The 25,783-nt window shown below is 68.3% G+C and carries 20 protein-coding genes; 13 read left to right on the top strand and 7 right to left on the bottom strand.

What is annotated here, in order from left to right; translation table 11 throughout:
* Window positions 1-100: 100 nt before the first annotated feature.
* Together gorA and LV476_RS08770 are read left to right on the top strand one after the other, a co-directional pair.
* Entirely contained in the window at window positions 101-1,468 is a 1,368-nt protein-coding gene (gene gorA / locus LV476_RS08775) for a glutathione-disulfide reductase (protein ID WP_250075337.1), read from the top strand.
* A gap of 69 nt (window positions 1,469-1,537) precedes the next feature.
* Window positions 1,538-2,464 carry a LysR family transcriptional regulator gene (locus tag LV476_RS08770; protein ID WP_250075336.1) on the top strand — a complete coding sequence of 309 codons (927 nt, stop codon included), beginning with the start codon at window positions 1,538-1,540 and terminating at the stop codon, window positions 2,462-2,464.
* Window positions 2,465-2,470: 6 nt separating this feature from the next.
* On the opposite strand, the gene LV476_RS08765 is transcribed toward LV476_RS08770, so the two are convergent.
* Window positions 2,471-5,095 (bottom strand): diguanylate cyclase, encoded by a 2,625-nt coding sequence (locus LV476_RS08765; RefSeq protein ID WP_250075335.1) that lies wholly within the window; start codon window positions 5,093-5,095, stop codon window positions 2,471-2,473.
* Window positions 5,096-5,438: 343 nt separating this feature from the next.
* Here LV476_RS08765 and LV476_RS08760 point away from each other — a divergent pair, with 343 nt between their 5' ends.
* The 4 genes from LV476_RS08760 (at window position 5,439) to LV476_RS08745 (ending at window position 9,901) form a co-directional block, all read left to right on the top strand.
* A complete protein-coding gene (locus tag LV476_RS08760) occupies window positions 5,439-6,311 on the top strand; it encodes an aldo/keto reductase (RefSeq protein ID WP_250076308.1) in 873 nt (290 codons plus the stop codon).
* Between the two features lie 5 nt (window positions 6,312-6,316).
* Window positions 6,317-6,922 carry a DUF6064 family protein gene (locus LV476_RS08755; protein WP_250075334.1) on the top strand — a complete coding sequence of 202 codons (606 nt, stop codon included), beginning with the start codon at window positions 6,317-6,319 and terminating at the stop codon, window positions 6,920-6,922.
* A 91-nt stretch (window positions 6,923-7,013) separates the two neighbouring features.
* Window positions 7,014-9,167 carry a VTT domain-containing protein gene (locus tag LV476_RS08750; protein ID WP_250075332.1) on the top strand — a complete coding sequence of 718 codons (2,154 nt, stop codon included), beginning with the start codon at window positions 7,014-7,016 and terminating at the stop codon, window positions 9,165-9,167.
* Entirely contained in the window at window positions 9,164-9,901 is a 738-nt protein-coding gene (locus tag LV476_RS08745; RefSeq protein ID WP_250075331.1) for an endonuclease/exonuclease/phosphatase family protein, read from the top strand. The genes LV476_RS08750 and LV476_RS08745 overlap by 4 nt, the downstream gene beginning before the upstream one ends.
* A gap of 15 nt (window positions 9,902-9,916) precedes the next feature.
* Here the strand turns inward: LV476_RS08745 and yihA are convergent, their stop codons facing one another.
* On the bottom strand, window positions 9,917-10,552 hold the full coding sequence (yihA, locus tag LV476_RS08740) for a ribosome biogenesis GTP-binding protein YihA/YsxC (RefSeq protein ID WP_250075330.1): 636 nt from the start codon (window positions 10,550-10,552) through the stop codon (window positions 9,917-9,919).
* A 192-nt stretch (window positions 10,553-10,744) separates the two neighbouring features.
* Between yihA and LV476_RS08735 the strand changes: the two genes are divergently transcribed.
* From LV476_RS08735 to LV476_RS08705, 7 genes are all read left to right on the top strand, one after another.
* The gene (locus LV476_RS08735; RefSeq protein WP_250075328.1) at window positions 10,745-11,383 is read left to right on the top strand and encodes a c-type cytochrome; all 639 of its coding nucleotides are present in this window, start codon (window positions 10,745-10,747) and stop codon (window positions 11,381-11,383) included.
* Window positions 11,384-11,477: 94 nt separating this feature from the next.
* Window positions 11,478-13,553, top strand: coding sequence for a cytochrome c biogenesis protein ResB (locus tag LV476_RS08730; RefSeq protein WP_250075326.1), 2,076 nt, complete (start codon window positions 11,478-11,480; stop codon window positions 13,551-13,553).
* Window positions 13,554-13,584: 31 nt separating this feature from the next.
* The gene (gene ccsB / locus LV476_RS08725; RefSeq protein ID WP_250075324.1) at window positions 13,585-14,793 is read left to right on the top strand and encodes a c-type cytochrome biogenesis protein CcsB; all 1,209 of its coding nucleotides are present in this window, start codon (window positions 13,585-13,587) and stop codon (window positions 14,791-14,793) included.
* 124 nt (window positions 14,794-14,917) lie between these two features.
* The gene (locus tag LV476_RS08720) at window positions 14,918-15,577 is read left to right on the top strand and encodes a thiol:disulfide interchange protein DsbA/DsbL (RefSeq protein ID WP_250075322.1); all 660 of its coding nucleotides are present in this window, start codon (window positions 14,918-14,920) and stop codon (window positions 15,575-15,577) included.
* Window positions 15,577-17,229 (top strand): acetolactate synthase large subunit, encoded by a 1,653-nt coding sequence (locus LV476_RS08715; RefSeq protein ID WP_250076306.1) that lies wholly within the window; start codon window positions 15,577-15,579, stop codon window positions 17,227-17,229. The genes LV476_RS08720 and LV476_RS08715 overlap by 1 nt, the downstream gene beginning before the upstream one ends.
* Window positions 17,226-18,116: an endonuclease/exonuclease/phosphatase family protein gene (locus tag LV476_RS08710; RefSeq protein WP_250075320.1), complete on the top strand. Its 891-nt coding sequence runs from the start codon at window positions 17,226-17,228 to the stop codon at window positions 18,114-18,116. The genes LV476_RS08715 and LV476_RS08710 overlap by 4 nt, the downstream gene beginning before the upstream one ends.
* Window positions 18,117-18,163: 47 nt before the next feature.
* A complete protein-coding gene (locus LV476_RS08705) occupies window positions 18,164-19,573 on the top strand; it encodes a GGDEF domain-containing protein (RefSeq protein WP_250075318.1) in 1,410 nt (469 codons plus the stop codon).
* 13 nt (window positions 19,574-19,586) lie between these two features.
* Here LV476_RS08705 and ubiD read toward each other — a convergent pair whose 3' ends face one another.
* Genes ubiD through hemC form a run of 5 tightly spaced genes read right to left on the bottom strand, consistent with a single transcriptional unit; the run spans window position 19,587 to window position 25,767 of the window.
* On the bottom strand, window positions 19,587-21,161 hold the full coding sequence (gene ubiD / locus LV476_RS08700) for a 4-hydroxy-3-polyprenylbenzoate decarboxylase (protein ID WP_250075316.1): 1,575 nt from the start codon (window positions 21,159-21,161) through the stop codon (window positions 19,587-19,589).
* Window positions 21,151-22,464, bottom strand: a complete 1,314-nt coding sequence (locus LV476_RS08695) for a heme biosynthesis protein HemY (protein ID WP_250075313.1) — start codon at window positions 22,462-22,464, stop codon at window positions 21,151-21,153. The genes ubiD and LV476_RS08695 overlap by 11 nt, the downstream gene beginning before the upstream one ends.
* Window positions 22,461-23,933 (bottom strand): uroporphyrinogen-III C-methyltransferase, encoded by a 1,473-nt coding sequence (locus tag LV476_RS08690; protein WP_250075311.1) that lies wholly within the window; start codon window positions 23,931-23,933, stop codon window positions 22,461-22,463. Before LV476_RS08690 ends, LV476_RS08695 begins: the two co-directional genes overlap by 4 nt.
* Before the next feature lie 45 nt (window positions 23,934-23,978).
* Complete coding sequence (locus LV476_RS08685) at window positions 23,979-24,794, bottom strand: uroporphyrinogen-III synthase (protein WP_250075309.1); 816 nt, start codon at window positions 24,792-24,794, stop codon at window positions 23,979-23,981.
* 4 nt (window positions 24,795-24,798) lie between these two features.
* Window positions 24,799-25,767 carry a hydroxymethylbilane synthase gene (hemC, locus tag LV476_RS08680; RefSeq protein ID WP_250075308.1) on the bottom strand — a complete coding sequence of 323 codons (969 nt, stop codon included), beginning with the start codon at window positions 25,765-25,767 and terminating at the stop codon, window positions 24,799-24,801.
* Between the last annotated feature and the right edge of the window lie 16 nt (window positions 25,768-25,783).

Here is a 25,783-nt window from a genome sequence, read left to right as displayed (position 1 = left end):
GGCCCGGGGTTCCCGGGCCGGCTTTCGCATGCCGCGGGCACTCGCGCCGGCATACGAAAGCCTGACGACACCCAGTCATCAATCCTTCCTGGAGGCATCCATGAGTGGCAAGCATTTCAACATGATCGTCCTCGGCGGCGGCTCCGGCGGCCTGGCCGTGGCCGAGCGCGCCGCGCAGTACGGCAAGAACGTTGCCGTCATCGAGCCCACCGCCCTCGGCGGCACCTGCGTCAACGTCGGTTGCGTGCCGAAGAAGGTCATGTGGTATGCCGCCAACCTGGCGCACGACCGCGCGGATGCGGCCGACTGGGGTTTTCCCGAGGCCACCGGCGGGGTCGATTTCGGCACGCTGGCGAAAAAGCGCCGCGAGTTCATCGCCGGCATCAACCGCTTCTGGGACGGCTACGCCAAGGACCTCAAGCTCGAGGTGATCGACGGCTACGGCCGACTGGCTGGTGACAACAAGGTCGACGTCGACGGCACCACCTACACGGCCGACCACATCGTGCTGTCGACCGGCGGCCGGCCGCTGGTCCCGCCGGTGCCGGGCGCCGAACACGGCATCACCTCCGACGGCTTCTTCGAGCTCGACGAGTTGCCCAAGCGCACCGCCGTGATCGGCGGCGGCTACATCGGCGTGGAACTGGCCGGCGTGCTGCGCTCGTTGGGCAGCTACGTCACCCTGCTCGACATGCTCGACACCATCCTGGCGCCGTTCGATCCGCTGATCCGCGAGACGGCCACCGAAAACCTCGAGCAGCAGGGCATCGAGACCCACCTGCCGTTCAAGGTGTCGAAGCTCGAGAAGACCGACGAGGGCACCGTCATCCACGGTGCCGATGGCGAGCAGCTCGGCCCGTTCGACCAGGTGATCTGGGCGGTCGGCCGCAAGCCGAACACCGACGACATCGGTCTCGATGCCGCCGGCGTCGAGGTGGAGAAAAACGGCATGATCCCGGTGGATGCCTACCAGAACACCAACGTGAAGGGCATCTACGCCATCGGCGACATCATCGGCAAGTACCCGCTCACGCCGGTGGCGATCGCCGCGGGCCGCCGGCTGTCCGATCGGCTGTTCGACGGCCAGAAGGAGGCTATGCTCGAGTACGACACCATCCCGACGGTGGTCTTCGCCCACCCGGCGCTCGGCACCGTCGGGCTGACCGAGCCGCAGGCGATCGAGCAGTTCGGCAAGGACGAGGTCACGATTTACGAGACCCGCTTCACGCCGATGCGCTACGCTCTTTCCGGCCACGGCTTCAAGACGGCGATGAAGCTCGTCTGCGTGGGCAAGGAGGAGCGCGTCGCCGGCCTGCACCTGGTGGGCGACGGCGCCGACGAGATGCTGCAGGGCTTCGCGGTGGCCGTGAAGGCCGGCCTGACCAAGGCCGACTTCGACAACACGGTCGCCCTGCACCCGACCTCGGCCGAGGAGCTGGTCACACTCAAGAGCCCGCGGGAGGACTGACTCCTCGCGCTCTGAGAGCGAGCAGCCGGCCGGGGCGACCCGGCCGGTTTTTTTTATTGAGGGTCCCCCATGTTCCTGGAACTGCGTCACCTGAAGACCATCCGCGCGATCGAGCAGACCGGCTCGCTCGCCGCGGCCGCCGATCGGCTGCACCTGACGCAATCGGCGCTGTCGCACCAGATACGAGCTCTGGAGACCTATTACGAAACGCCGCTGTTCTCACGCAGCTCGCGACCGATGCGACTGACCGAGGCCGGCAGGCGGCTGCTGGCGGCCGCCGATGGCATCCTGCCGGAAATCGATCGACTCGACCGCGACCTGCGCCAGATCGCCGGCGGCGCGACCGGACGGCTGTTCCTCGCGCTGGAATGCCACTCCTGCTTCACCTGGCTGATCCCGACGCTGGAACGCTATCGGACGCAGTGGCCATCGATCGAGACCGACCTGTCGATGTCGTTCAGCTTCGATGCCATCAACGCGCTGCGTGACGGCAAGCTCGACGGCGTGGTGAGTTCCGATCCGGTCGAGGACCCGGCGCTGCACTTCGAACCGCTGTTCCGCTACCCGGTGGTGCTGGCGCTGTCACCGGGCCATCCGCTCGCCGACGAGACACACATCGCGCCGGAAATGCTCGCGGACCAGACCGTGATCGGCTACCCGGTCGACCGTGAACGGCTCGACATCTATCGCCATTTCCTCGAACCGGCCGGTGTAGAACCGGCCGGCTCCCGCCAGTCGGAGCTGACGGCAATGATCGCCCAGTGGGTCGCCAGCGGCCACGGCGTGGCCGCCCTGCCGAAGTGGGCCATCAACGACGAACTCGAGCGTGGCATCGTGATCGCCCGCCCGCTGGGCGACGGGATGTCGTCCACCATGCACATGGCGGTGCGCCGCGACGAGCACCGGCTGCCCTACATGGACGCCTTCCTCCGGCTGGCCCGGGAGCAGGCGGGGCAGCGACTCGACGACATCAGTCTGGTGCGCCCCAGCCGCTGATCGCCCTCAGCGGCTCTCCGAGGCCGGCAACAGGGCCACGGGCGGCTTCTGCGACTCGCGCGCAAAGCGATATCCCTGCATCAACTCGATCGAGAGCCCGCGGACCAACTCGACCTGGGCGTCGGTCTCGACGTTATGCGCCACCACCGTGACGCCGAGGGTCTCGGCGATGGTCAGCAACCCGTCGATGAACGCCCGATCGCGACGGCTGACCTTGCGGTCGCACAGCCAGTCGGCCTCGATCTTCAAGTAGTCGAACTCGAACCGGCGCAAGTAAGTGAAGGTCTCCCGGCCGGAGCCGGCGTGGTCGATGGCGGTACGCACGCCGGCGGCGCGCAGGTCCGCCACCGGCCGGGCCAGCGCACCGATGTCGCCGGCCAGCGGGCTTTCGCTGATCTCGACGACCACCTGGTCCGGCCGCAATGGCGAGTGGGCGATCGACTCAATCAGGAAGTCGATAAAGCGCGACTCCAGCAGGCTCGTGGGTGCAATGTTGACGAACAGCCGGCCATCGAATTCCGCCATGGCCGGATCGCCCAGCACCATCCCGACCACGCGGCGATCGACCACGTCGATCATCTGGCCGCGCCCCAGCACACGGACGAAGGCGGCGGCCGGGATCACCCGCTCGCCGACCCGGGCGCGGGCGAAGACCTCGGCGCCAACCACCGTACCGTCCGCCTGCCGGATCGGCTGGTAGACCACCGATACCGCCTCGGGCGTGAGGGAGGCAACCTCGTCCTGGCCTGCCTCGTTCGAGGGCTCGACGGTCATCACCTCCTCGCGGTCGGCCACGGCCAGTCGGTTCTTGCCGGCGACCTTAGCGCGATACATCGCCTGGTCGGCGAGAGAGAACAAGGCCTGCCCCGAGGCTGCCGGGCCGACCTCGGCGGGCCCCACGGCCAGGCCGATCGACAGTGACAGCTGCAGCGATTCACCGTCGGGCGCGGCGATGGTGGCCTCCTGCACGCGGGCAAGCAGCCGTTCGCCGACCTGCTCGACCGTCCGGTCGTCGGCGTCCGGCAGGATGGCCACGAACTCGTCGCCGCCATAGCGGGCCACGATGTCGCCGTCGCGCACCCCGTTCTGCAGCAGGTCCGCCACCCGACGCAGGTAGTCATCGCCGAAGCCGTGACCGTAGCGGTCATTGACGCGCTTGAAGTCGTCCAGGTCGATGACCATCAGACCGAAGCGATAGTCGTGACGGCGAGCCCGGCCGATCTCGTACTCCAACAGCGACCAGAACATACGCTGGTTGTACAGGCGGGTGAGGGGGTCGCGGGTGGCGAAATACTCGAGATCCTCGGTGTGCTTCTCGATCGCCCGCACCGAACCGACGACATTGATCAGCGTCGACAGGATCGATTCGATCACCAGCCGCTTGACCGTCACGCGGGCCTCGCCCATCGGCACGATCAGCCCAACCATGCCCTGCATCGGCGGCAGGTCCATCGACAGGGTCTTGGTGTGCAGGTCGAGCCGGCCGGCATCGGTGAGCAATTCACCATCGTGGCCGACGTGTTGCCGCGGCGTGACGTCGCGCGCCCCGCCGCCGAAACATTCGCCCACCCGTCGGCTGACTTCGCGGTCGATCCGTGCGGCCACCACCTCGTCGGCCCGCCCCTGCCAGAACACGTCCACACCCACCGGTCGGTCGGCGATCGAGAAGGCGGTGAACACGCCGTGCACGGTGAACTGCCGGTTGATCTCCTCGAGCAGGTCGCGCACGTAGCGGCGCCAGTCGCGCACCACGTCGGAGGTAATGACGAAGTGCTCCATCAGCCCGATCTCGAACTCGAGCAGGTTGCGGTCGATGGCCACGTCGCGGACCTTGTCGGTCAGAACATCAACGTGGGCCAGCACGTCATCGAATTCGGAAAAGCCGGTCGACGCACCGGCAAAGCGCAGGTGAGCCAGGTCCTCGACCCGGTTGACCTGCTCGACCGAGCGATTGAGGCGCCGCAGCGACCGCCCCAGCCGCCAGCTGAGAAAACCGGCAACCAGCAGTGCGGCAAGCAGGGGCGCGGGGACGATCACCAGCAGGCGGTCGAGCAGCTGATCGTGTGCCTGGTCGATCATCGGCCCGATCGGCTGACGGATGGAAAGCACGCCCAGCACGTCGCCCGCCTCGGCATTCACGTGGCATTGCAGGCATTCGTCGCCGGCGACAAGGGGGCGGTCGTAGCGCACCAGCTGGGCGTCGGTCTCGACGTGGGTACGGCGAGTCTCGAAAGCCGCCCGGGCCGTGCCGTCGGGGGGCGGCTGCGCCAACGATCCGAACAGCGCGTTGACGGGCTCACCACGATAGACGCTGATCACCGCACCGGGGTCGGCCCGCTGGTTGAGGGAGTCGAGGAATTCGTTGAGCTGCTCACGCGTCCATCCCTGGCGCATGATCTGGTACATGGCGTTGAACGTGCCGTCGGCAAGCACCCGGGCGTTCTGCACCGCGGAGCGTTGCACGGCTTGGGTGAAAACCGTTTCGGTGGCCAGATAGACCGCGGTGGTGATCACCACCGATACCAGCAAGGCGGCAATCACCATCAGCGCCCGCAGCGACCGGAACGAGGTGACGATCCGGTCGACCAGCGTCCGCCCTCGCGCGCCTCCTTGCCGCCTCCTGCCCCACATCTGGCTTCCCTCCTTGGCCCACCGGGAAAGGCTTCTCCGCCTTAACCACGAAGTGGGAATGGTTATTACCGGGCAGATAGCTTACCGGCGTCCATGCGGCGACTGAAATCAGTTTTAACTCCAGCATTATCAAATATTTGAATATTCTGTTTTCAAAAGCGGGGCCCGCTCCAGCCCCGGCCAAAAGGGCGAGATCCACTCGCGCGATTGGTAGCGAGACATCGGCCGGAGAACTATCGTTGCCGATGACCTCACCACGAGGAGTCGAGCCGTGACCGATCATCACCCCACCCGCCGGGACCTGCTGCGCGCTGCCGCCGCAGGCCTTGTCGCGACCACGGCGCTGGTGACGATTCCCCGACCGGCCCGCGCGACACAATCCGAACAGGAACCGATCCGCCGAGGCGTGCCGTCCAGCGGCGAGGCCGTCGCGGCGATCGGCATGGGCACCTGGATCACCTTCAACATCGGCAGCGATGCGCAGGCCCGCGCGCAACGCACCGAGGTACTGCGTACCTTCCTCGAACTCGGCGGCCAACTGGTCGACTCCTCGCCGATGTACGGCTCGTCCGAGGCCGTTCTCGGCCACGCCCTCGAGGCCATCGACCGAACCGACCCGCTCTTCGCCGCCAGCAAGGTATGGACGCCGGACAAGGAGGCCACGCGCGAGCAGGTGACGCGCAGCGCACGGCTGTGGGGTATCGATCGTTTCGATTTGATGCAGGTGCACAACCTGGTGGCCTGGGAGGCGCATCTGGAGACACTTATCGCCATGCGCGAGGCGGGCGAGTTGCGCTACGTCGGCATCACCACCTCGCATGGCCGCCGACACCACGAGCTCGAACGGATCATGCGCGAGCAGCCGATCGACTTCGTGCAGGCCAGCTACAGCCTGGGCAACCGCGAGGCCGAACAGCGCCTGCTGCCGTTGGCCAGGGAACGCGGCATCGCCTTCATCGCCAACCGCCCGTTCCAGGGCGGGCGACTGATCGACCGCGTCAAGCGCCACCCCTTCCCGGACTGGGCCCGCGAAGCCGACCTGGCGAACTGGGCCGATGCCTTGCTCAAGTTCATCATCGCCCACCCCGGCGTGACCTGCGCAATCCCGGCCACCAGCCGCGTCGACCACATGCGCGAGAACATGCAGGCCCTGCGCGGCCCGCTGCCCGACGAGGCGCTGCGCGACCGGCTGGTCCGTCACGTCGAACGGCTCTGAGCGGCATGAGCGAGACGCTGGCAACCTGGCTGAGCTACCGCCCCGGCGACCTGCTGATGTTTGCGCCGGAGACCTACCTGCGTCTGTTCGAACGGCTCAACCACGAGCTCTGGCCGGGGCACGTCCTGCTCGGTGTGCTGGTCCTCGCCATGCTGTGGCTCGGCCGGCGCCCGGAGCCCGTGGCGCACCGGGCGGCAGGCGTTCTGCTGGCCATCGCCTGGGCCGCCGTTGCCTGGGGTTTTTTCGGCCTCTATGCCGAGATCAATCTCGCCGCGCCTTGGCTGGCGGGCGTGTTCGTCGCCGAAGCCCTGGCGCTCGGGGTGATCGCGATCCTCGGCCCCGGCCTGGCCATCGACCGGAGGGGGCGGCGCGCCCACATCGGCCTAGCGCTGACGCTGTGGGGACTGCTGGGACACCCCCTGCTTCTGATCGCACTGGGGCGCTCGCTGGCGGCGCTGGAACTGTTTGGCCTCGCCCCCACTCCCACCGCCATAAGCACGATCGGGCTGTTGCTGATGAGTCGCCTGCGCCACCCGGCCCCACTACTGGCTCTACCGGTCCTCTGGTGCCTGATCGCCGCGCTGACCTGGTGGGCACTGCTGACGACATGAACAGCCCCATGTGAACGGGACCCGGCGCGTGGACTAGCCTCTAGGCATCCGCGCATGACCGTTTGACCGATACAGGAGACCGACAACACGCATGCCGCACCAGAAACCCGACACGGTGACCGCGACAGAAGCGTCCGGCGGATTCTGGCGTCTGGGCCGGGCCGACCGCCTGGGCCTGGTCGTCGACGGCGAGAACTGGTTCCCGGCATTCGCGGACCTCGTCGCGCAGGCCCGTCAGCAGGCCATCATTCTCTGCTGGGACGTCGACAGCCGCGTGCAAATGCGCCGCCCGGCCGAGAGCAACCGGGCGCCCGAACATCTCACGGCGGTGCTGCATCGAGCGCTGGAGCAGAACCCGGGTCTGACGATCCACCTGCTGCCGTGGGATTTCGCGATGATCTATGCCTTCGAGCGCGAATGGCTGCCGCTGTTCGCCCGCCCGTTGGCGCGCCATCCGCGTCTGCGCGTGCGCTACGACGGCGAACACCCGGTCGGCGCCTCGCAGCACCAGAAACTGCTGGTGATCGACGACCGGACGGCGATGGTCGGCGGCTTCGACCCGTCCAAGTGGCGCTGGGATCATCGCGATCACGCCGCCGACGATCCGGCGCGCCGCGACCCCGATGGTCAGCCCTACCCGCCGTTCCACGACCTCGCCTTCGCCGTGACCGGGCCCATCTGCCGCGACCTGGGCGAGCTGGCACGCGAACGCTGGCAACGCGCCACCGGCGAACGGCTCGGCCCGCCGGCCCTGCCGGCCGGCGAACCGCCGTGGCCCGCAGACCGAGTGAGCGTGACGCTCGAGCAGGCCACGGTCGGCATCTGTCGCACACTGCCGGCTTGGCGCGACCAGCCCGAGGCGCGCGAGATCGAGACCACCCTGTGCCGGCTGATCGACGAGGCACGCGAGTGCATCTACATCGAGAACCAGTACTTCACCAGCCATCGCATCGGTGATGCGCTGATCGCCTCGCTCGAGGCCGAGACCGGCCCCGAGGTGATCGTGCTACTGCCGCGGGAAAAGGATGGCTGGCTGGAACGCCTGACCATGGACGTGCTGCGCGCCCGGCTGATCGAGCGGTTGCGCGAGGCCGACCGCCACGGCCGGCTGCGGCTGTTCTACCCCGCCGTCGTCGGGCTGGAGCCGGACATGGTCAGCCTGCATTCCAAGCTGGTGATCGGTGACGACCGCCACATCAATCTCGGCTCGGCCAATACCTCCAACCGCTCGATGGGCTTCGACAGCGAGCTCAACCTCTCGCTGCTGGGAGACCGTGACGAGGCGCGCCGGGCGATTGCCTCCATGCGCCACGAGTTGCTGGGCGAACACCTGGGCTGCCGCCCGGAGGCGGTGGCACGCGCCGAGCGCGAGGCCGGCAGCGTTGCCGCAGCCATCGACCACCTCAATCGACCGGGCGAAGATCGCTGGCTGGAGCCGCTGCGCATCACGCTCGACCCCGAGATCGACCGGCAGATACCCGGCGCGGCCGTCATCGACCCCGAACACGCGCGCCCACCCGAGGAACTCATCGACATGTTCATCGAGAAGAAGGCGCGCCGCCCGCTGCGCCGCAAGGCCGCCGCCTTCGCCGTGCTGATCGCCCTGACCGTGATCACCGCCGGGCTGCTCAAGTTCACGCCGCTCGGCGAGTCGATCTCGCCCGGCGATCTGCTGGCTCGACTGGGCGATCTGCGCGAGACGCCCGGCGGTACCTGGCTGTTCCTGGGGCTGGCGATTGTCGGCTTGCTGCTCGGATTGCCGGCCACGCCGGTGGTCGTGGTCGCGGCGCTGCTGTTCGGCGCCTGGACGGGCTTCGGGCTGGCCTACGGGGCCCTGACCCTCGCCGCGCTGCTCGGCTTCGTCACCGGGCACTTCCTCGGCAGTGAGGCGCTGCGACGGCTGGCCGGCAAGCGGCTCGACGAACTTTCGCGGCGACTGGCGCGCCGCGGCATCCTGACCGTCTTCTCCCTGCGACTGATCCCGCTGGCCCCGTTCACCGTGGTCAACCTGGTGGCCGGCGCCACCCGCATCCGGTTCCGCGACTTCCTGATCGGCAGCCTTGCCGGTCTGGTCCCCGGCACCGCCGCCCTGACGATCTTCTCCGACCAGTTGCTGCGCACCGTGCTCGAACCGAGCGCAGCCACCATTGGCGTGCTGGCGCTGCTGACCGCCCTGTTCATCGGCATCGGCTGGGGGCTATCGCGCTGGCTCGCGCTACGGGAGCAGGCCTCGGGCACCTCATGACCCGCGCTATCGAGTCCACACGCCGGCTCCGCGTGGTCACCTGGAATATCCACAGCTGCATCGACCACCGGGGACGCTACACGCCTGAGCGCACCGCCCGCGTCATCCGCCTGCTAAACCCCGACATCGTCGCGCTGCAGGAGGCCAACCTGACCGACGAGCCCGGCAACGACCGGCTGCTCAAGGCCCTGTCCACGCATCTGCCGCATTGGTTGTTCGCTCCCACGCACGAACGCGGCTGCGCTCACCGCCCCGGCGAGACCACCAACTTCGGCAACCTGATCGTCTCGCGCTGGCCCATCCATCCCGAGCCACCGCTGGAGCTGTCGCACGCCGAGCGCGAGCCGCGTCAGGCGCTGCGCGCCCGGGTGTCGCTACCCGAGGCCACGCTGCATTGCTGGGCGGTACATCTGGGGCTGGGGATGGTCGAACGCCGCGAACAGGGCCGGCGGCTGGCCGAGGCCCTCGAACGCCTGCCGGACGACGAGCCGCTGGTGCTCGCCGGCGACTTCAACGAGTGGCTGCCGCGGGCGCGCAGCCTGCGGGTGCTGCATCGCAAGATCACCCGCCTGCCGCCCCGGCGCAGCTTTCCGGCCGCCCGGCCCCTGCTGCCACTCGACCAGGTCTGGATCCGCGGGCCGCTGCACGCGCATGCGCTCACCGCGGTGCGCGACCCGATCGTGCCACGCATCTCCGACCATCTGCCGGTGGTCGCCGACCTGTCGCTGGGATAGCCCCGATCCGGCGCTTCAGCCGGCCGACATCAACCAGTCGGCGATCACCGCGCGCGCCTCGCGGACGTTGGTGTTCTTGGTACCGGAGAACGCCATCCACTGGCCGTTGGGCAGCGGGTGCTCGCGCTCGAGACGGGCGACCGTCTGCTTGATCTTGCCGAAACCGAGCTTGTCGGCCTTGGTCAGCAGGGCAAGCACCGGCAGGCCACGGGCGGCGGCGTAGTCGAGCATCTGCTGGTCGAGCTCCTTGGCCGGGTGGCGGATGTCCATGATCACCACCACGCCGACCAGCGACTGGCGCTCCGCGAAATACTGCCCCATCGCCTCGCCCCACTGGCGCCGCACCGCCTGGGGCACCTTGGCGAAGCCGTAGCCGGGCAGATCGACCAGCCGGTAGTGCGCGTCCTCCTTCTCGCCGCCGAGACCGAACAGGTTGATCATCTGCGTACGCCCGGGCGTGCGCGAGGTGCGCGCCAGCGCCTTCTGCCCCACCAACGCATTGAGCGCGGTGGACTTGCCGGCATTCGATCGCCCGGCGAAGGCAACCTCGGCACCGGCGTCCGCGCCGATGTCGGCCAGGCGCGGGGCGCTCTTGATAAAGGTGGCGGCGTCGAACAGGCGGCGGCTCGCCGCGAAAGCGTCTTCGGTCATGCGGATCGATCCTGAGCGTTTTGCTGAGCCATAGGCTGGGCTGGTCGGGGTGGGCGGCGCTAAACCGGTGTTTCCCGGCAGGCATCCTGCCACGCGGCGAGGTTGCAAGCGAGAGACTTATGCGGTTTGATTACGGGTCGTTTTTCTCGGCCAGGGCCGGCCTTCAGCGAAACCACAACGAGAAAGCTAGTCATGATGAATGCAATTCACCCGCCGCGTCGCGGCCGTTTCACTGCCGGCATGCTTCTGGGGCTGACCTTCCTTGCCGGCACGGCCCAAGCGAAGACCGAGGAAGCCGGCTCGATCAAGGCCGGTCGCGAGGCGACCCAGACCTGCGCCGGCTGCCACGGCGCCAAGGGCAACAGCCCCACGCCGGCATTCCCCTCGCTCGCCGGCCAGCCGGCCAAGTATATCGCCGCGCAGCTCGAGGCCTACCGCAGCGGCGAACGCGAGAACGCCATCATGAATGGTCAGGCTTCAGGGCTGACGGACCAGCAGATCCTGGATATCGCCGCCTACTACGCCGCCCAGGAGCGCAAGGTCGCCAATCCGGCCAGCGAGGGCTCCGCCATGGGTGCCACGCTCTACGCCCATGGCCGTGAGGGAGTGCCTGCCTGCGCGGCATGCCACGGCGCCGAGGGTCACGGCAACCAGCCGGCCGGCTTCCCCGCCCTGCGCGGCCTGCCGAACGCCTATGTGGCCCAGTCGCTCAAGGACTACCGCGCCGGCAAGCGCGCCCACGGCCAGGGCGGCCTAATGCTGCCGGTCGCCGCGGAGCTCTCCGGCGAGGAGATCGATGCCCTGGCGACCCACATCGCCACGCTCGACTGACCGGCGCACCATCCCCGGCAGACCGGCCGGCACCCCGACGCGGGGTGTCGGTCGACCGCACGCCGACATTCGTCCCGAATCCCAAGGCTAGCCGATGACTTCCCAGGCCCAAACCGCCCGCAAACGCCGCCGCAGCCTCGTCTCGCGCCTGTACACCTGGCTCACGTCGATGAACCTGGCGATCGCGCTGCTCTCGATCCTCGCGATCGCGTCGGTGATCGGCACCGTGCTCAAGCAGAACCAGCCGTTCAACGACTACCTGATCGAATTCGGCCCGTACTGGTTCGAGGTGTTCAAGGCGCTGAAGCTCTACGACGTCTACTCGGCGAGCTGGTTCGTGGCGATCCTGCTGTTCCTGCTGGCCTCCACCAGCGCCTGCCTGATCCGCAACACGCCGGGGTTCCTGCGCGACATCAAGAGCTTCCGCCTCAACGCGCAGGAGAAGTCGCTCAAGGCCTTCGCCCACTCGCGCCAGTTCGAGACCCCGATGGGCGGCGACGAGGTCGCCAACCGTGCCCGCGGCCTGCTGCAGCACCTGGGCTACAAGGCCCGCATCAAGCAGCGCGACGGCGAGACGCTGGTCGCGGCGCGCAAGGGCGGCATGAACCGCATCGGCTACGTCCTGACCCACCTCGGGATGGTGGTGATCCTGGTCGGCGGCCTGGTCGACAGCAAGATGTACCTCAAGACGCTCAACATGCTGGGCGTGGTCGAGGTCGAGACCCGCGACCTGCCAGTCAGCAAGGTGCCGGAGGAATCCCACCTGCCGCCGGGCTCGCTGGCCGGCTTCCGTGGCTCGGTGAACATCCCCGAGGGCAAGTGGGGCGACGTGGCCTTCATCGGCCTGAAGGACGGCTACGTGGTGCAGAACCTGCCGTTCAAGATCGAGGTCGAGGACTTCTTCGTCGAGTTCTACGACACCGGCATGCCCAAGTCCTTCAACTCCAAGCTCACGCTGACGGACAAGGAGACCGGCGAGTCGACCTCCGAGACCATCCGCGTCAACCATCCGCTGCGCTACCAGGGCTACAACATCTTCCAGTCGAGCTTCGGCGACGGCGGCACTGAGCTGACCTTCGATGCCTGGCAGCTGGCCGGCGACATCGGCACCCGTCAGGAACGCGAGGGCAAGGTCAACGACGACACGACCTTCCAGTTCAACGACCAGAAGTACACGCTGGAATTCCGCGACTTCTCGCTGTTCAACGTCAATCCGACCAAGGGCCCTGACGGCAAGACCGAGAACACCAACTTCGGGCCCTCGGTCACCTTCCGTCTGCGGGATGCTTCCGGTCAGGCGGTCGAATACGAGAACTACTTCCAGCCGGTCGACTTCGACGGCACCAAGTACTTCCTCAGCGGCGTGACCAAGGAGGTCGGCGGCCAGCAGCAGTTCCTGTTCATCCCGGCCGACCGAGACAACTCGCTCGAGACCTTCATGGCGTTCTACGCTCGGCTCAAGGACCAGGAGGCGGTGGCGAACATCGCCGCGGACCTGATCGGCCAGACCACCCAGGGCGAGGAGCAGGGCGACAGTCAGATGCAGAGCGCCGCGGCCCGCTCGATCGCCGACCTGGTCAAGACCTTCGTCAACGACGGCTTCTCGGCCCTGGGCGAGCGTGTCGACCAGTCGCTGGCCGAACGCGGTCTCGAGGGCGAGCAGGCCGAGCAGGCACGCAACGCCTCGTTCCGGGTGGTGCAGTCGGTCTTGATGCGGACCTACATGGAGGTGCTCGACGAGCAGGGCGTCAAGGATTTCACCGAGGAGGACGCCGCGTTCTTCGAGGATGCGCTCGACGTGATCACGGTGATTCCCAACTACGGCTCGCCGATCTACCTGGCACCGAAGACCTTCAACCACATCCAGTCGACCGGCCTGGAGATCACCCGGGCGCCGGGCATGTTCTGGGTCTATCTCGGCTCGCTGATGCTCGTGGCCGGCATCTTCATGCTGTTCTACATTCACTACCGCCGGTTGTGGGTGTTGATCAAACCGACCTCGCTGGATCAAGATGATCAACCCGGCGGCCACCGAGTGGTCGTCGCCGGCACGGACGCCCGCAAAAACATCGACTTCGACCAGGCCTTCGCCCAGTTCAGCGATGAACTTCAGCGACAGACCGGGTCAAATGTCGCGAACCATATGTCCTCGAGCCCCGAGAAAGGCTGAGGACAGGACAATCCGCGCAGGAGAACCGACTATGTCCGTCCCCAACGAACAAATGCTCGGCGGGTTTGAGCCCGCCAGCGAGTTGCCGGCCCGCCGGCGCGTCGGCGTGATCGACGTGCTGTGGGCACTCGCCATGCTGTTGGCGGCCGGCATCGGCTACAGCCAGTACAGCGCGTCGCTTGACTACTACGCCACCGGCACGCTGTTCGGCGCCGCACTCGGCCTCGGCTTCCTTGGCTGGATCTGGCCGGCGACTCGCTGGCTGACCGGCGTGGTGGCCGTCGTATCGCTCTACGCGCTGTGGCAGTACAACATCCTCGGCGCCGACGGCGCGGTGGGACGCGAAGCGCTGGCGCAGTTCCAGGAATCGAGCTTCCTGTTCAAGTTCCTGCTCTCCAGCCAGGCCGCCACCATGTGGATGGTCGCGCTGTTCTTCCTCTCGATCCCGACTTACTTCATCAGCCTGGCGGTGCGCTCCGAGTACGGTCTGAAGGTCGGCAGCGCCCTGGTCTGGAGCGGCGTGGCGATGGCCTTCATCGGCTTCTTCTCCCGCTGGCGCGAGTCCTACCTGATCAACCTCGACTACGGCCATATCCCGGTAAGCAACCTCTACGAGGTGTTCATCGTCTTCGCCGTGGTCACCGCGCTGCTGTACCTGTTCTACGAGAAGCGCTACAACAGTCGCAGCCTCGGCGGTTTTGTGATGACGATCGTCGGCGTCGCCCTGGGCTTTTTGATGTGGTACCAGTTCACGCGTGACGCCGAAGTGATCGCGCCGCTGGTTCCGGCACTGAACAGCTGGTGGATGAAGATCCACGTACCGGCCAACTTCATCGGCTACGGCACCTTCGCCATCGCCGCGATGGTCGGCATCGCCTACCTGATCAAGCAGAAGATGGGCGGCGACGGCCCTAACGACCGCCTGCCGTCGCTCAAGGTGATGGACGACATCCAGTACAAGGCGATCGCGCTGGGTTTCGCCTTCTTCACCATCGCCACCATCCTCGGCGCCATGTGGGCCGCCGAGGCCTGGGGCGGCTACTGGAGCTGGGACCCGAAGGAGACCTGGGCGCTGATCGTCTGGCTGAACTACGCGGCCTGGCTGCACATGCGCCTGACCAAGGGCTGGCGTGGCCCGGTCATGGCCTGGTGGAGCATCGGCGGTCTGTTCATCACCAGTTTCGCCTTCCTCGGGGTGAACATGTTCCTCTCGGGGCTGCACTCCTACGGCGAGCTCTGATCCATCCAGACCGCATGACCACGCATGGGGCAGCCGGCTGCAAGGGCAGCGGGCCTGCCCCATACTTCGTTCCGGGGTGTGTTCGCCCCGACCGACCATTACTGAATACCGGGGATTCTCCAACATGACCCTTTTCCGGACCGTCGCCTCTCGACTCCAGCAGCTCCAGCGCGGACTGCTCGCACTCCTGACCATCGGCCTCGTGGCCGTTACCGCCCCGGCGCTGGCCGCCGACGACAAGGGCTACCGCGAGGTGCAGACCGATGTGTCCTCGCCGGAAGGCAAGATCCTGGTCCAGGAGTTCTTCTGGTACGGCTGCCCGCACTGCTACCACCTCGAGGCCGAACTCGAGCCCTGGCTGGAGCGCATCGAGGATGACGTGGTCTTCGAGCGCCGCGCGCTGGCCCTCGGCGAGCACTGGTTGCCGATGACCCGCGCCTACTACGCCGCCGACCTGCTCGACGCGGTCGAGGACACGCACCGCGAGGTGTTCCTGGCGATCCACGAGGACGGCAAGCGCTTGCGCGACCTCGACGCAATCGCGGGCTTCTACGCCGACCTCGGCGTCGACGAGCAGGCCTTCCGCGACGCCTACCAGGGCTTCTCGGTACAGAACGAGATCCGCAAGACCGGCCAGATCGCCCACGCCGCAGGCGTGCGCGGCGTGCCGGCCCTGCTGGTCGACGGCCGCTACCTCGTCACCGGCCGGTTGGCAGGCGGCAACGCCGAGATGCTGCAGGTGGTCGACTCGCTGATCGAACAGATCCGCGACCAGCGCGACTGATCGCCGTGAGCCATACCGGCGCCCAGCTGCTGTTGCGCTGCCTGGAGAACGAGGGCGTCCAGTACGTCTTCGGCATCCCGGGCGAGGAGAACCTCGACTTCGTCGACGCGCTCAACGAGTCGCCGATCGAGCTGGTGGTCACTCGTCACGAGCAGGGGGCGGCCTTCATGGCCGACATCGTCGGCCGGCTGACCGGCAAGCCGGGCGTGTGCTTCTCCACCCTCGGGCCCGGTGCGACCAATCTGGTCACCGGCGTGGCCGACGCCAACATGGACCACGCCCCGCTGATCGCGATCGCCGGGCAGGCCGGTATCGACCGGCTGCACAAGGAATCTCACCAGGTACTCGACCTGGTGCGGATGTTCGAGCCGATCACCCGCTACGCCTCGCGCGTGGTCACCCCGTCGGCAATCCCCGAGACGGTGCGCCGAGCGGCCAAGTTCGCCGAGGCCGGCAAGGGCGGGGCCAGCTTCATCGAACTGCCCGAGGACGTCGCCGCCATGCCGGTGGAATCCGGCTACGCCGACCCGCTACCGGTGACCGCAAACGGGGCGAGCGAACCGCGCGAGGCGTCCCTCGAACAGGCAGCGCGCCTGCTCAGCGAGGCACGCCACCCGATCATCCTCGCCGGCCACGGCGTGGTCCGCGCCGAGGCCAGCGACGCGCTGGCGAATCTGGCCGAGCGGCTCAATGTGCCGGTGGCCAACACCTTCATGGCCAAGGGCGTGATCCCGTTCCGCCACCCCATGGCACTGGGCTCGGTGGGCCTGCAGTCGAAGGACTACGTCAACGTCGGCTTCGATCAGGCCGACGTGATCGTCTGCATCGGCTACGACCTGGTCGAGTACCACCCCCAGCTGTGGCACCCCACCCGCGACCGGCAGATCATCCACGTCGATACCGAGGCGGCCGAGGTCGACGCGCACTATCCCGTCGCCACCAGCATCGTCGGCGACATCAACACCGCCATGAACCGCCTCGGCGAGCTGACCACCCCGCACGAGGGCCCGGCATTCCGCGATCTGCGCGAGGCGCTGATCGAGGACATGAACCGGCACGCCGACGACGACTGCCTGCCGATCAAGCCGCAGAAGCTGATCTGGGACCTGCGTACGGCGCTCTCCAGCCGCGACATCGTCATCTCCGACGTCGGCGCCCACAAGATGTGGCTGGCGCGCATGTACCGTTCCGAGCGGCCCAACAGCTGCATCATCTCCAACGGCTTCGCCAGCATGGGCATCGCCCTGCCCGGCGCGATCGCCGCCAAGCTGCTCTACCCGGACCAGCACATCGTCGCCGCCACCGGCGATGCCGGCTTCCTGATGAACGTGCAGGAGCTGGAGACCGCGGTGCGCTGCAACACGCCGATCATTGTCCTGATCTGGAACGACGGCGGCTACGGCCTGATCGACATGAAGCAGCGGCGTGGCTTCGGTCGCAGCACCGGCGTGCACTTCGGCAACCCGGACTTCGTCCAGCTCGCCGAGAGCTTTGGCGCCAAGGGTTACCGGGTCGAGTCCGGTGACGGCCTGCTGCCGATCCTCAAGGAGGCGATGGCAAGCAATGCCGTCTGCGTGATCGACGTGCCAGTCGACTACCGCGAGAACGAGCAGTTGACCCGACGCCTGGGCGAGACACTGGTGGGCGGATGAGGCGCCGGCCCGCCAGCCGCCGTTGCCTGGAGACCAGCCGTCCGACCGACGGCCCCCACGACTTCACCGCGGTGCGCGGCCACCAGCCGCTGCGTCTGCTGTCGCACAACATCCAGGTCGGCATCGCCACCCATCGCTACCGCGACTACCTGACCGGCGGCTGGAAGCACCTGTTCCCCAGCGCCGACCGCGACCACAGCCTCGCCGCCATCGGCCCGGCCCTGGCGCACTTCGACATCATCGGGCTGCAGGAAGCCGACGCCGGTTCGATTCGCAGCCGCTTTCTCAACCAAGCCGAGCATCTCGCCGACTTGGCCGAGCTGCCGCACTGGGCGGTGCGCGTCAATCGCGACCTGGGCCAGTTCGGCAAGCACGCGCTCGGCCTGATCAGCCGGATCGAGCCGATCCAGGTCGACCAGTGCCCACTCCCCGGCCGGATGCCGGGGCGCGGCGCGCTGGTGGCCGACTTTCTCTGGGACGGGCACCCGCTGCGGGTGATCGACACCCATCTGGCCCTGAGCCGGCGCGCCCGCGAGATGCAGTTCGATCAGCTCGGCGTGCTCTGCGAAGTGCCCGGCTACGTGGTGGTGATGGCCGACTTCAACTGCGAGCCGAATGACCCGGGCATGCAGCAGTGGTGTATCGAGAACGGCCTAAAGCTGCCGACCCGGCCGCCGATGACGTATCCACGCTGGCGGCCGCAGCGGGCAATCGATCACATCGCCGTCAGTCAGGGCCTCGACATCCGCGGCACGGAGGCCCGGCCGGTGGGCGGGTCGGATCATATTCCCGTCGCGATGAGCATCGCGCTACCATCGACATCCCGCGCGCCCAGGGATCGACTCGGCGCGCAACCGGGCGATACGTCCCGGATCGATCCGCACTAGGGCCAGGTTGTCGCATCGGCGGCAACCGCTGAAAGGAGATCAGGCTGATGGCCGAGGAACCGACCCCGTCAACGGAAGGCGAGGACTACCGCGAACGCTACGAACAGCTGCTGGGGGAGCTCGGCCGGCTGGAGGAGCACGACCAGGAGCTGGGCGGGCTGCTCAAGCTGACCCTGTCGCGGGTGCTGTTCGCGGTCGACAAGGCCTACCCCGGCCTGGCCGATGCCGCCAGCCGCATCCGCGACAAGGCGCGCAAGCAGGACGATCACGCCTTCGAGGTCGGCCGGCTGAAGACCGAGGTCGAGGACCTGGCGCGGCGCATCCGCGAGCAGGAAGCGAAGAGCCAGCCGGAGGACACCGCCGCGCCGGCCAGTCACGGCACGCACAACGGCTCGGCCTCGCACGTACGGGAAGTCCTGCCGCTGCTGCTCGATCGGATCGCCTTCGTCGACTCGCTCGAGGGCCGTCGCGCCCGCCTGATCTCGGCGATTGACGACCCCGACGACCGCACCCTGCCCAGCATCCTGATCGACCGCGCCGCGACGCTGATCAACGACATGCGTCAGGCGATCGAGAAGGAGAAGTCCGAACTCACCCGGTTCATCGAGCAGGTCACCGAAGCGCTGGCCGACATCGACCAGCACACCCAGCTGCAGAGCGACGATCTCGTCGAGCAACGCGACGCGCGCCTCAGGCTCGACGACACGCTGCGCCAGCAGGTCGACAGCATCGACGCCGAGGTGGAATCGGCCGACGACCTCGACGGGCTCAAGCTCGCCGTGCGTGAACGGATCACGCGCATCCGCCAGCAGGTGCAGTCATTCCAGCAGGGGGAGGAGCGACGCCAGGCGGACATCGAGGCGGACAACAAGCAGCTGCGCGAACGCCTCGCCCAGCTCGAGGGCCAGACGCGCTTTCTCGAGGAGCAGCTCAAGCAGAGCGAGGCCAAGCTGTTCCGCGACAACCTCACCGGCCTGCCCAATCGGCTCGCCTTCGATCACCGCGCGCACCTGGAAATCGCGCGCGCCCGCCGCGACGGCGGCCCGCTGACCCTGGCGATCTGGGATCTGGACTACTTCAAGGACATCAACGACACGCTCGGCCATCAGGCCGGCGACAAGACACTGATCATCGTTGCCAAGACGTTCTCGAAGCTGGTCCGCGACGTCGACATGATCGCGCGTTTCGGCGGGGAGGAGTTCGTCATGCTGCTGCCGGGGGCGAGTGGCGAGGAAGCGCTCAAGGTGGTCGACCGCATTCGCGGCAAGCTCGCCCGCACCAAGCTGCGCTCACGCGAGCGGGAGCTCACCGTGACGGTCTCCTGCGGGCTGACCGAGTTACAGATCGGCGAGGAAATGGAAACCGCCTTCGCCCGGGCGGACGACGCGCTATACCAGGCCAAGGAACAGGGCCGGAACCGCTGCGTGCTCGCCCCGACGGAAGCGACCGCCGACTGAGGCTCCCGGCCGACTAGCCCTCGCCGCGCGCCGCGGCCGCCTCGGCCATGACCGCATCGAACACCTCGCTCATCGCCGCCTGGGCCTCTCGATCCGGGCGGATCGGCCGGCCCCACTCGCGGTCGGTCTCGCCCGGCCACTTCGAGGTCGCATCCAGCCCCATCTTGCCGCCCAGGCCGGAGACCGGCGAGGCGAAATCGAGATAATCGATCGGCGTGTGGTCGACCAGCGTGGTGTCGCGCACCGGGTCCATGCGGGTTGTCATCGCCCAGATCACGTCCTCCCAGGAACGCGCGTCGACGTCGTCGTCGACCACGATCACGAACTTGGTGTACATGAACTGGCGCAGGAAGCTCCACACGCCCATCATCACGCGCTTGGCGTGCCCGGCGTACTGCTTCTTCATCGACACCACCGCCATGCGGTAGGAGCAGCCTTCCGGCGGCAGGTAGAAGTCGACGATCTCGGGGAACTGCTTCTGGATCAGCGGCACGAACACCTCGTTGAGCGCTACCCCGAGGATGGCCGGCTCGTCGGGCGGGCGGCCGGTGTGCGTGCTGTGGTAGATCGGGTCCCGGCGGTGGGTGATGCGCTCGACCGTCATCACCGGGAAGGTCTCGGTCTCGTTGTAGTAGCCCGTGTGGTCCCCGTAGGGGCCCTCGACGGCGGTGTCGTCGGGGTGGATGAACCCCTCGAGCACGATCTCGGCGTTCGCCGGCACCAGCAGGTCGTGTGACAGGCAACTCACCAACCGGGTGCGCTCGCCGCGCAGCAGCCCGGCAAAGGCATATTCGGAGAGGGTGTCGGGCACCGGCGTGACCGCGCCGAGGATGGTCGCCGGGTCGGCGCCCAGGGTCACGGCAACCGGGAACGGTTCGCCGGGATGGGTCTCCTGCCAGTGGGCGAAATCGAGCGCGCCGCCACGGTGGGCGAGCCAGCGCATGATCACCCGGTTGCGGCCGATCACCTGCTGGCGGTAGATGCCCATGTTCAGCCGCTCGCGCCCAACCGCCGCGGCGTCCTCGGGATCGGCCTCGAGCCCACCGCCCTTGCGCGGCCGGCCACGGGTCGTGGTCAGCCCCCAGGTGATCAGCGGTGCGGCGTCCTCCGGCCAGCAGGTCTGGATCGGCCAGTCGGCGAGATCGATCTCGTCGCCTTCGAGCACCACCTCCTGCACCGGCGCCTTCTTCACCTGCCTCGGCGCCATGTCGAGCACCTTCTTGAAGATGGGCAGGCTGCGCCAGGCCTCCTTCAGGCCCGCCGGCGGGTCCGGCTCCTTGAGGAAAGCGAGCAGCCGGCCGATCTCGCGCAGATCCGCGAGCCCCTGACCGCCCATGCCCAGCGCTACCCGCTCGGGGGTGCCGAACAGGTTGAGAAGCACGGGGGTATCGAAGCCGGTCGGACGCTCGATCAGCAAGGCCGGGCCGCCGGCGCGCAGCACGCGGTCGGCCAGTACCGTCATTTCCTGATCGGGATCGACAGGCTCGGTGACGCGCACCAGCTCGCCGCGCGCCTCGAGGTAGTCGAGAAATCGGCGCAGATCCCCCAGCGCGGCCCGGTGCTCCCGGGTCGTCGCCTCAGCGGCCATCGGCTGCCGCCGGCTCCGGTGGTATCACCTGCCCCTCCAGGCCGGCACGAGCCAGGGCCCGCTCGTAGAGCACGGCGGCCTCGCTGCTGTCTCGCAGGCGCGCGTGAACGCGGGCAGCCACAGCGAGGTAGCGCAGATCCTGATCCAGCGGACCGAGCCGCCCGATCCACATCTGCGCGCCACTCGGGTCGGACTCGGCCAGGGCCAGTCGCGCCATGGCGTAGGCAAAGGCGGCCCGCTCGCGCGGACGACCGACATCGGCTGCCTCACCCGGCTCGGCCCAGTCGTCCGGCACCACCTTCAGCAGGCGACGACGCGCCTCGGCCGGCTGCTCATGCGGGATCTCGGCCCAGGCCTGCAGCGTCGAGGCCTCGAGCATGCGCGACAGCCGCTTTTCCAGCACCTGGGCCGCCGCCTGCGAAGCGCCGACGCGCACCAGGGCCTGCGCGTAAGCGACGGTGACCGCGTCACTGTCGACCACCGGGCGATTCGCCTCGGCCCACAGGCGGGACAGGCGATCCACGTCGCGGCTGCGCGCGGCGGCCTCGATCCGGCCGAGCAACACGCGCCGCTCCATGCGCAGCAGCTCGTCGCCGGTCAGGCGCTTGTCCTTGATCCGCCGCAGCGTGGGCAGCAGCGCCGCCAGTTGCTCGACGTCGTCGGCCATTTCCAGCAGTTGCGCCCGGATCAGCAGGATCGCCTCGTCACGGGGATGGGTCTCGATCAGGGGTTCGAGCATCGACTGGGCCCACTCGGTCTCGCCCAGCGCGATCAACCGCTGGACGATGTGCAGCCGCAGGAATTCGGCAAACTTCGGGAAGCGGCGACCGACCGTCTCGAACAGATCGCCGATCTCCTCGCGAGTCGATTCGCGATTGCGCCCCGGCACCCCCTTGCGCGACGGATCCAGACCGTCGAGCAGAGCGTCGATCGCCACCTGGATGTGCATCGGCGGCAGGCTGCCGTCTTCCACGCCGGCAAGCGCGTAGCGTTGCGCCAGCTCCGCCTGACCGCGCTGACGCTCGGCCCATGCGCGCAGGAGTTTTTCATCGGCGACACGGCGGCGCTGCTTGGCCGAGCGGTTCGCCCAACGGCTAGGCAGGTTGAGCATGCCCGCGATCAGGCGCCAGAGAAGGTGCAGGACCAGCAGTGCCAGCACCGCCACCACCAGCAGGCCGACGGCGGTGGTTTCCACGTGCCAGCCGGCGATCTCCACCACGGCCACGCCCGCGTCGGGGAGGAAATAGATGCCGGCCGCCACGAGGACGACCAGCAGGACCGTCCAGACGATCACGCGTTTCATGACTGTGCCTCCTTGCCGGTCTCATCGGCGCGCGCTTTTTCAGAGGCCGAAGCCCGCTCCCAGGCGCGGAGCACCGCATCCAGCGAGGGGAATTCACGACTGGTAAACCGCGTCCGGATACGCTCGAGCGCGTCCAGTGCCGCCGCCGGTCCGGCCGCGTCGGCAGCGTAGTGGGTCTCGAGCCAGTCGCGCGACTCGTCGAGGGTCCGCGTCAGGGCATCGCGGTCACGCGAGAGAAGCGACTCGCGCACCGCGGTCAGCCACAGCCGCATCTCGCGATCGGTAGCCACACGCTCGTGCAGGCGTACCGGCGTATCCGAACGGGTCACGCTCACCTGGCGCGACAGCCAGTGGGTGGTCGCCGCCCAGGCCTTCTCGTACCACGCGGCGTCCGCCGGGGGCAGATCGGTCTCGGCTGGCCCGGATGCCGCCTCGCTCGTCTCTTGCGGCTCGGGCGATTCGTCGGCCCGCCCGGCCAGCGGCCACTCATCGACCCGGTCGCCCAGGCGGCGCAGGGCCAGCGCCTGACCGACCCGGTCGCCTTCGCCGGCCTCCTCGATGGTCGCAATCGCGTCGCTGATCGCCGAGCGCAGCGGCAGCCAGTGCGGCCGGGAGAGGGCCGCGACGCGCTCGTCGGCGAGCTTGAGCGCCAGCAGTGCCCCGTCGGGATCGCGGGCGATCACCAATCGCTCCTGGGCCCGCGTCAGCAGGAAACCGACCTCCGCCGTCTTCCACGCGATCTCGCCGCGAGCAAGCCGGTCGTCGATGCGCGCGACCCGCTGGCCGAGGTTGTCCTGTCGTTCGGCAAGCTGATCGAGCTGCCCGGACAACGCAGACTCCACCTCCTCGCGAATCGCCTCGTCACGCTGTTCAAGCGTGTCTATCGACGACTGGGTGTCGCTGATGTCGCCGGACAGCGTCTCGAGCCGATCCGCCAGCTGTTGCTGGTCGGTCCGGCTGGATTCGCTCAGCGACTGCTGGGCCTGGTCGAGCCGCCAGAGCTGCCAGCCACCCACGGCAGCCAACGCGAACAGCAGCGCGATCGCGGCCACCAGCCAGGGCATTGCCACCCCGGACCGCGGGGATGTGCCCCTCGGGGTCTTGCCCGCAGGGGCCGCCGTGGACTTGCCACCGTCAGCGGACGTGTCGGCGCCACCCTTGGCTGCCGGTTTCTTGCTCGCATCGTCCGGCTTGGACGCCGCCTTGTCGTCGGCGGCCTTCGGTTCGTCCGGTGTCTTCTTCGCGGCCGTAGCGGTCGACCCGCTGCTGGCCTTGCTGCCCTTCGAGCGCCGTCTCGACGGCCGGCGCGAACTCGAGGGCTTGCCGGACCCGGAGGAAGCCGTCGAAGTGGATGCCTTGGCGGCATCCGTCTCCTTGGCGGCCGTACCGGTCGAGGAAGACGCCGTCGACTCGGTCGACTTCTCGGCGGACTGCTCCTCGGTTTGCTTGTCGCGTTGCTTCTTGTCCATTGCGCGTCCCCAGTGTGCGTGCGGTCGACCACCCGGCGAGAGGGATCAGGGCCGGGCCCGCAGCGACGATTGCCGTTCGATGATCAGATTCCAGGCAGCCCGGGCGAGGGTCGCCGGGGCCGGGCCGCCGGCCAGGGCGACCGGCCCGCGAAACCCCAGCGACCGCGCCCGATCGCGCGCCCGGTCGTTGATCACCAGCAGGGTGGAGTCTAGCAGCCCGGACGCCTCGCCATCGCTGGCCGAGTCCAATGCCGCGAGGCAGTCGAGGGCCTGCGGCGCGGTAACGATCCAGAGCCGGTCACCGCCGGCCGGCACGGGCGCCGATGCCTGCGCGCACTCCCGCCGATAGACGGCAACGAAGTGCGGGCGGGCACCGCGTGCCGCCAGTGCCTCGGCCAGCAGTTCGCGTCCAGTTTCGCCGCGGATGATCCACACCCGACGGCCGGTCATCGACAGCCCCTCCAGCCGTTCGAGCAGCCCTTCGCTGTCCTGGGAGCCCGCCGGCAGCAAGACATCCTCGCGACCCGCCTCGGCCAGTGCCCGCCCGGTGGCCTCACCCACGGCGGCAACGTGTCGGGCCGGCCAGTCGGCAAGCGACTGCACCTCGGCGGCGGCCGACACGGCGCGCGGGCTGACGAAGACCACCAGGTCCTCGGGCTGCATCGCCGCCAGCGCCTGCGGCAGCCCGCCTCCACCGGCCAGCGCGCGGATCGCCAGCAGGGGCACGGTGGTCAGGGCGGGCGCCGGACCATCGAGATCGGCCGGACGCGCCACGGTCAGTGCCTCACGCAGCTCGGCATTGCTGCCCTCGGGCCGCGTGAGCACGATCTCGCGGATGGTTGGCAGGGCGGCCGCAGACACGGGGTCAGTCCCGGCTCGGGGCCTCGGTCTCGATGCCCACTTCGGCGAGGATCTTGTCAGCGCCGGCACGCAGGACCCGCTCGGCCAGCTCGATGCCCAGCGCCTCTGCCTCATCGCGCGGCCCCGTGATCTCGTCGCGCAGCGTCTCGGAACCGTCCGGTCGGCCGACCAGTCCGCGCAGCCAGAGCTGATCGTCCTCGACCAGCAGGGCATGCCCGCCGATCGGCACCTGGCAGCCGCCGTTCAGGCGCGTGTTGAATGCCCGCTCGGCGGTCACGCGGGTGGTGGTGTCCTTGTCGATCAGCGGATCGATCAGTGCGTGCACGTCGGCATCGTCGCTGCGCGCCTCGATGCCGAGCGCGCCCTGGCCCATGGCCGGCAGCGACTCCTCGGCGGTCAGGCGATGCGTGATGCGGTCGGCCAGCTCGGCGCGCTTGAGGCCCGAGGCGGCGAGGATGATGGCGTCGTACTCGCCGTCGTCGAGCTTGCGCAGGCGGGTGTGGATATTGCCGCGCAGGGTCTTGACCTCGAGCTCGGGGAACCGCTCGCGCACCTGGGTCTCGCGACGCAGGCTGGAGGTGCCGACGACGGACCCGGCCGGCATCTCGTCGAGGTTGCCGTACTTGTTGGAGACGTAGGCGTCATGCGGGTCGTCGCCCTCGAGAATGGCGATCAGCTCCAGGCCGTCCGGGAACTGCATCGGCACGTCCTTCATCGAGTGCACGGCGATGTCGGCCCGGTCCTCGAGCATGGCGACCTCGAGCTCCTTGACGAACAGCGCCTTGCCGCCGATCTTCGACAGCGGGCTGTCCAGCAGCTGGTCGCCGCGGGTGGTCATCTTCACCAGCTCGACCTCGAGCCCCGGGTTGCGCTTCTTCAGCTCGGCGGCCACGAACTCGGCCTGCCACAGCGCCAACAGGCTGGCCCGGGTCGCGATCCGCAGCACGCGGCCCTCGGAAAATGCCTTGCTCATCTGTCATCCTCGTTGT

This window comes from Guyparkeria hydrothermalis (genome assembly GCF_023555385.1).
GTDB classification, from domain to species: Bacteria; Pseudomonadota; Gammaproteobacteria; order Halothiobacillales; family Halothiobacillaceae; genus Guyparkeria; species Guyparkeria hydrothermalis_A.
This window is presented reverse-complemented; position numbering and strand designations above follow the sequence as displayed.

Coding starts and splice junctions, on each gene's coding strand:
- gorA (WP_250075337.1), top strand. CDS start 101: ATGAGTGGCAAGCATTTCAACATGATCGTCCTCGGCGGCGGCTCCGGC.
- LV476_RS08770 (WP_250075336.1), top strand. CDS start 1,538: ATGTTCCTGGAACTGCGTCACCTGAAGACCATCCGCGCGATCGAGCAG.
- LV476_RS08765 (WP_250075335.1), bottom strand. CDS start 5,095: ATGTGGGGCAGGAGGCGGCAAGGAGGCGCGCGAGGGCGGACGCTGGTC.
- LV476_RS08755 (WP_250075334.1), top strand. CDS start 6,317: ATGAGCGAGACGCTGGCAACCTGGCTGAGCTACCGCCCCGGCGACCTG.
- LV476_RS08750 (WP_250075332.1), top strand. CDS start 7,014: ATGCCGCACCAGAAACCCGACACGGTGACCGCGACAGAAGCGTCCGGC.
- LV476_RS08745 (WP_250075331.1), top strand. CDS start 9,164: ATGACCCGCGCTATCGAGTCCACACGCCGGCTCCGCGTGGTCACCTGG.
- yihA (WP_250075330.1), bottom strand. CDS start 10,552: ATGACCGAAGACGCTTTCGCGGCGAGCCGCCGCCTGTTCGACGCCGCC.
- LV476_RS08735 (WP_250075328.1), top strand. CDS start 10,745: ATGATGAATGCAATTCACCCGCCGCGTCGCGGCCGTTTCACTGCCGGC.
- LV476_RS08730 (WP_250075326.1), top strand. CDS start 11,478: ATGACTTCCCAGGCCCAAACCGCCCGCAAACGCCGCCGCAGCCTCGTC.
- ccsB (WP_250075324.1), top strand. CDS start 13,585: ATGTCCGTCCCCAACGAACAAATGCTCGGCGGGTTTGAGCCCGCCAGC.
- LV476_RS08720 (WP_250075322.1), top strand. CDS start 14,918: ATGACCCTTTTCCGGACCGTCGCCTCTCGACTCCAGCAGCTCCAGCGC.
- LV476_RS08710 (WP_250075320.1), top strand. CDS start 17,226: ATGAGGCGCCGGCCCGCCAGCCGCCGTTGCCTGGAGACCAGCCGTCCG.
- LV476_RS08705 (WP_250075318.1), top strand. CDS start 18,164: ATGGCCGAGGAACCGACCCCGTCAACGGAAGGCGAGGACTACCGCGAA.
- ubiD (WP_250075316.1), bottom strand. CDS start 21,161: ATGGCCGCTGAGGCGACGACCCGGGAGCACCGGGCCGCGCTGGGGGAT.
- LV476_RS08695 (WP_250075313.1), bottom strand. CDS start 22,464: ATGAAACGCGTGATCGTCTGGACGGTCCTGCTGGTCGTCCTCGTGGCG.
- LV476_RS08690 (WP_250075311.1), bottom strand. CDS start 23,933: ATGGACAAGAAGCAACGCGACAAGCAAACCGAGGAGCAGTCCGCCGAG.
- hemC (WP_250075308.1), bottom strand. CDS start 25,767: ATGAGCAAGGCATTTTCCGAGGGCCGCGTGCTGCGGATCGCGACCCGG.